Annotated in this window: 5 protein-coding genes; 4 read left to right on the forward strand and 1 reads right to left on the reverse strand. The window is 53.2% G+C overall.

The genetic code is table 11. From position 1 onward, the window contains the following. Window positions 1-238 precede the first annotated feature (238 nt). Window positions 239-1,156, reverse strand: a complete 918-nt coding sequence (locus QE270_RS09960; protein WP_300038845.1) for a LysR family transcriptional regulator — start codon at window positions 1,154-1,156, stop codon at window positions 239-241. A gap of 99 nt (window positions 1,157-1,255) precedes the next feature. Here QE270_RS09960 and QE270_RS09965 point away from each other — a divergent pair, with 99 nt between their 5' ends. From QE270_RS09965 to QE270_RS09980, 4 genes are all read left to right on the forward strand, one after another. Then, window positions 1,256-2,395, forward strand: coding sequence for a TIGR03364 family FAD-dependent oxidoreductase (locus QE270_RS09965; RefSeq protein ID WP_300038848.1), 1,140 nt, complete (start codon window positions 1,256-1,258; stop codon window positions 2,393-2,395). Further along, entirely contained in the window at window positions 2,395-3,237 is an 843-nt protein-coding gene (gene phnX, locus QE270_RS09970) for a phosphonoacetaldehyde hydrolase (protein WP_300038851.1), read from the forward strand. The genes QE270_RS09965 and phnX overlap by 1 nt, the downstream gene beginning before the upstream one ends. Then, on the forward strand, window positions 3,234-4,520 hold the full coding sequence (locus QE270_RS09975) for a DUF5690 family protein (RefSeq protein WP_300038854.1): 1,287 nt from the start codon (window positions 3,234-3,236) through the stop codon (window positions 4,518-4,520). The genes phnX and QE270_RS09975 overlap by 4 nt, the downstream gene beginning before the upstream one ends. Window positions 4,521-4,687: 167 nt before the next feature. After that, the coding region (locus QE270_RS09980; RefSeq protein WP_300038857.1) for a TonB-dependent receptor plug domain-containing protein at window positions 4,688-5,064 on the forward strand (377 nt) is incomplete at its 3' end.

Raw genomic sequence — 5,064 nt, forward strand, 5'->3', positions numbered from 1 at the left:
TCTGCGTTTGATGCCAACTGTCCGTCGTCAGAACATTTAGCACTGATGCACGATTTTTTAGTTCTTCTGCAACAGCACAGAATTTACCTGCTTTAGACCAAACACACCTTGGTTAAGGTGCGCTAGCGCAAAGCTGAACGACTATATTTGGGCCGGGAGCCGACTGTCTGCTTTGCGAATAAAAACTAGGCGAGGCAGAGGTCCGTTCGAAACATTAAGCAGCAGAGAGCTGAACCCCCTATGTTCTCAAACGCATTTCTGCCGCGACCTTCAGCGCCGCTTTCATGATTGGCATACGCCGCCTTGCGGTGCGAATGGCGAGATAACCTTCAACCTTGACGGCTCCCGACCCAGTTTTAATCGGTAATATGCGGATGCGGTTATCTGGCGGACACTCGCGTTCAAACATCAAGCTGATGCCAAGGCCGTGCGCGACGCCTTCGCGGATCATTTCGCGCGTGTGTAACTCCATTGTGCAGCCCGTGGAAATCTCAGCTTCAGACAATAATCTTTTCGTAGCTGCCAAGGTTCGCGACGATGCCTCGCGCACTAGAAGGACATGGTCGGCAATTGATTCCAACAAAAATTCCGAGCGGCCATCGTCGCCCGAGCGCGCTGGGACAATCGCTACCAAGCGATCCTGATAGAGCGGTACATAGCTATAGTCAGGGTCAACTTTCGGTTCGCAGATGATTGCAACGTCGACCTGAGCCTTCATCAGTAACTCGTTAGTCTGGAGTGCATTGGCAATTGTCACGCGAAAGCGGGTTTGCGGTACCTTTGCCAAAAACTCCGCCATGAATTCCGCGGCAACTGGCGGGGAATCCGTTCCCAAACGCAGTATAGCGCCGCTTTCAGGGTCATCTTCGCCCAGTAGAACGTCAATTTCTTCAGCGATCCCGAACAACGCCTGCGCCCGTTCATACAAAGCCTGACCTGCGTTCGTTAACGTAAGAGGTGGCCTGATACCTTCGATCAGCTTTACCTTGTAGCGCTCCTCAAGGGCTTTAAGCTGCTTCGACAATGTGGGCTGTGATATATTCAGCCGCCGCCCAGCGCGCGTCACGCTGCGCTCACTGGCAACTGCATAAAACGACCGAAGATGGTTGAAGTTGACGCTCATCCGAGTTCCGGCAACGTCGGTATCAACCGCCATCTATCGTTACCATGCCTCAAATGCATTTTGAAACTCCCCTGCTTTACGTCATTGAACTAGACAACAAATGTTACAAATTTTGCGACGGACCGAATCAAGATGAATGAGTCATATGACGTAGCAGTAGTGGGTCGCGGGATTGTTGGACTTGCACACGCGCTTGCTGCCGCCAACAATGGCTTGCGCGTCGTTGTGATCGACAGGACAGAACGCGCAACTGGAGCCAGTATCCGCAATTTCGGCTTTGTGACCGTAACAGGTCAAGAGCGACACGAGATGTGGCCACTTGCGCTTCGTGCGAAGCAAATCTGGACAGAAGTGGCATTACGCGCCAAGATTGAGGTCCAACAGACTGGGCTGGTTATGAGTGCACGTCGCCCTGCCGCGGCGGCCATACTTGAATCTTTCATGGCGACCGAAATGGGTGAAGGATGTGAGTTGCTCACACACAAGCAACTCGCTGCTCGCCATCCTGCCGTGCCTTATCAGCCTTGTGCCGCGGCCCTTGTCAGTTCACATGAACTCAGGATCGAAGCACGTGAAGCGATCCCTGCACTGGCCAACTGGATGCGTGCGGAGTTAGGGGTTCATTTTGCAGAGCCAACCAGCGTCATTGGGTGCACGCAAGGCCGCGTTGTTACGAGCGCCGGAACGATCAAGGCGGATTCAATCTTCATCTGCCCCGGCGACGACCTTAATGCACTCTATCCCGAAGTTATGGCTGCGCATGCAGTTACACGATGCAAGCTGCAAATGCTGCGCCTTGCCGCGCCAGCCTATAGCGTACCGAGCCCGGTGATGAGCGATCTCGGCATCATGCGCTACGAAGGGTATTCAGCCCTACCCGGCGCGGCATCATTAACGGCGCAACTGCACAATGAACAGACGAGTGCGGTCGCCGCCGGCGTCCACCTTATTGTTGCGCAGTCCGCCGACGGTTCGCTGGTCGTAGGTGACAGCCATGACTATGGCGATGCGCCAGATCCGTTTGTCCATGACGCGATTGATGACCTAATCCTCGACGAATTTCACGCTGTTCTTGGAACACCGCCGCCAACCGTCGAACGCTGGATGGGGGTTTATGCATCCTCAAGCAAACAAAACTGGTTCACTGAACAGGTTGAGGCAGGCGTACACTTAACGGTCGTAACTTGTGGAGCGGGCATGTCGACTGCCTTCGCCATTGGGGAACGCGTCGTCGAAAAAGCGTTGAACCAGAAGATCAGGGAGCTTGCGTGATGGCATCGATTGAAGCGATCCTTTTCGATTGGGCCGGAACAGTGATCGATTTCGGATCGTGCGCGCCGGTGGTTGCGATGGAAAACACATTTGCAGACGAAGATATCAAGGTCGAACAAGATGTCATTCGCCGATATATGGGTATGGCAAAGCGCGAGCATGTCATTGCCATATTGTCCGAGCCAGCGGTCGGCGCACGTTGGCGCGATGCCAAGGGTGCTGATTGGACCGAAGCGGATGTTGATCGTGTGATGATTGCGCTTGAACCGGCCATGCAATCGGCCGCGACAGAGCACAGCCAACTTATTCCAGGCGCCGCAGCCGCAATTTTGGCAGCGCGCGAAAAGGGAATCCGTATCGGTTCGACGACTGGCTACACGCGGACAATGATGACGGGAATTCTGCCTGCCGCAGCAACGCAGGGTTATGTCCCGGACGTAACGATATGTGCCGGAGAGACAGCGCAGGGCCGTCCGGCGCCCTTGATGCTATGGCAGGCGATGGCACAGTTAAAGGCTTGGCCGGCCGCGCGCTGTGTCGCGGTCGACGACGCGCCGGTCGGTATAGAGGCCGGACGAAATGCGGGTCTTTGGACGATTGGGGTTGTCGCATCGGGCAACGGCGTCGGCATGGATGCCAATGCATGGGCTGCGCTTGATCCAACCGAGCAGGCGGCGCGCCTAAAGCCCGTTATTGCATCATTTGATAAAGTTGGTGCTGACTTCGTCATTCAAAGTGTTGCGGATCTAGCGATGGCCCTCGATGCTATTGAACAATCGGTCAATGCCGGGTGCCATCCGGGTGGGGCGGCCACTGTCGCTTTAGGCTGTGAAGCGACATGACAACTCCGTCAGGCTTAGCTGTCCATTTCCATAAAGACGGCAAAGACAGCCTGGCGTTCATATTATTTGCAGGTGGCGCAGCGTTCAGTGCCTATTTTGCAATGTATGCGTTTCGTAAACCTTTTACGGCAGCGACCTATGCCGACTTTGCCGATTGGCAATTCGCAATCGACTTTAAAATCGCGCTCGTGATTGCACAGCTGCTTGGTTACGCGCTCTCAAAATTTATCGGCGTCAAAGTGGTTTCGAAAATGTCTCCAGCGCGCCGTGCGCTCGCGATAATAAGTCTGATTGCAATATCGTGGTTTGCTCTTGTCCTGTTCGCAATTTTACCCGCCCAAGCAAAGCCAGTCGCAATGTTTTTCAACGGGTTGCCGCTGGGGATGATTTGGGGCTTGGTCTTCGCCTATCTCGAAGGACGCCGCTCGAGCGAAATTCTAGCATCGATCTTGTGCGCCAGTTTCATCCTTTCTTCGGGACTGGTAAAGTCGATAGGTTCATGGCTGATGGGCGAATGGCAAGTAACTGAGTTGTGGATGCCCGCGACAACAGGTGTGCTTTTCATGCCAATACTGCTGATATCGGTATACGGCCTTTCGCGCTTGCCGCCGCCTAGTGCGCGTGATGTCGCTGAACGTATCGCGCGTCCGCCTATTAACGCCGCAGGTCGTAGTACATTCTTGAGGGAATATGGTCCGGGCGTCGTTTTACTCGTACTGGCTTATGTCCTGTTTACGGTTATTCGCGATTTTCGTGACAATTTTGCGGCCGAGATATGGGAAGCGCTGGGCTATGGTCAATCGCCGATTGTTTTCGCTGCCAGCGAAGCCCCCATTGCCGTTTTCACATTGGCTATTCTGGCAAGCCTTGTCGCGGTCCGCGATAATTACCGTGCGTTGATGATTATGCATTTTATCATTCTGGCAGGCGCTATATTGGTTGGTGTATCAACACTCGCGTTCTCGGTTGGATGGTTGGATCCCGCCATCTGGATGGTCGTATCGGGGCTTGGACTATATCTCGCTTATACACCGTTCAACGCGATGTTGTTCGACCGTTTAATTGCGGCGTCAGGTCGTGCGGGAACGGCTGCATTTCTGATCTATATTGCGGATGCATCCGGCTACGCAGGCAGCGTCGGTCTGCTTCTGCTTCGCAATTTGCCTGGCATGGATGTCGATTGGCTGCCGTTTTATACTGCGCTTGCATTATTTGGCGCTGCAGCCAGTTTCTTACTAATGATCGCATCTTTACGACAATTTAATGAAAAATTAAAGAAATGAATATTGCAATTTTGTAACGAAACAAATTTTTTTAATATGAGCTAAAAAATTAAGGCGTCTATCGCTATCATGCACGCAATGAATTGGCGATAGAGTCAGTTCATGTGTCAATCTCTCCGCAAGATTAGTTAAAGTCGTGGTTAGATTCGCGCAAAAAGGGATGGACTATGAAATATTTTATTTATGCTGCAACAATCAGCACGTTGGCCATTGTCAGCGCAACGAGTGCAAAAGCCTACGACGAAGTTGAGGCCGCCGCCGCAGAAGGCGAGACCATTATCGTCACCGCCGAACGGGTCGCGCGCGCCAACAATGTTGTCGAGAAAGCCGATATTGAAGCGCTTTCTGGCGGCGAAAATATCGTCAATGCTATCCGCACCGTGCCTGGCGTGCAAATTCGCGGCTCGGATGCGTTCAATGCGGATCCTTGGAGCTACGGCATCAACATTCGCGGTTTTGAAGTCAACCTGCGCAACTCAAAACTGGGCCAGACGCTTGATGGCTTGCCATTGTTCAACGCGTCTTATTATCTCGGCGGTGCACC

Source organism: Sphingorhabdus sp., from assembly GCF_029865925.1.
GTDB lineage: Bacteria > Pseudomonadota > Alphaproteobacteria > Sphingomonadales > Sphingomonadaceae > Sphingorhabdus_B.

Coding starts and splice junctions, on each gene's coding strand:
- QE270_RS09975 (WP_300038854.1), top strand. CDS start 3,234: ATGACAACTCCGTCAGGCTTAGCTGTCCATTTCCATAAAGACGGCAAA.
- QE270_RS09965 (WP_300038848.1), top strand. CDS start 1,256: ATGAATGAGTCATATGACGTAGCAGTAGTGGGTCGCGGGATTGTTGGA.
- QE270_RS09960 (WP_300038845.1), bottom strand. CDS start 1,156: ATGGCGGTTGATACCGACGTTGCCGGAACTCGGATGAGCGTCAACTTC.
- phnX (WP_300038851.1), top strand. CDS start 2,395: ATGGCATCGATTGAAGCGATCCTTTTCGATTGGGCCGGAACAGTGATC.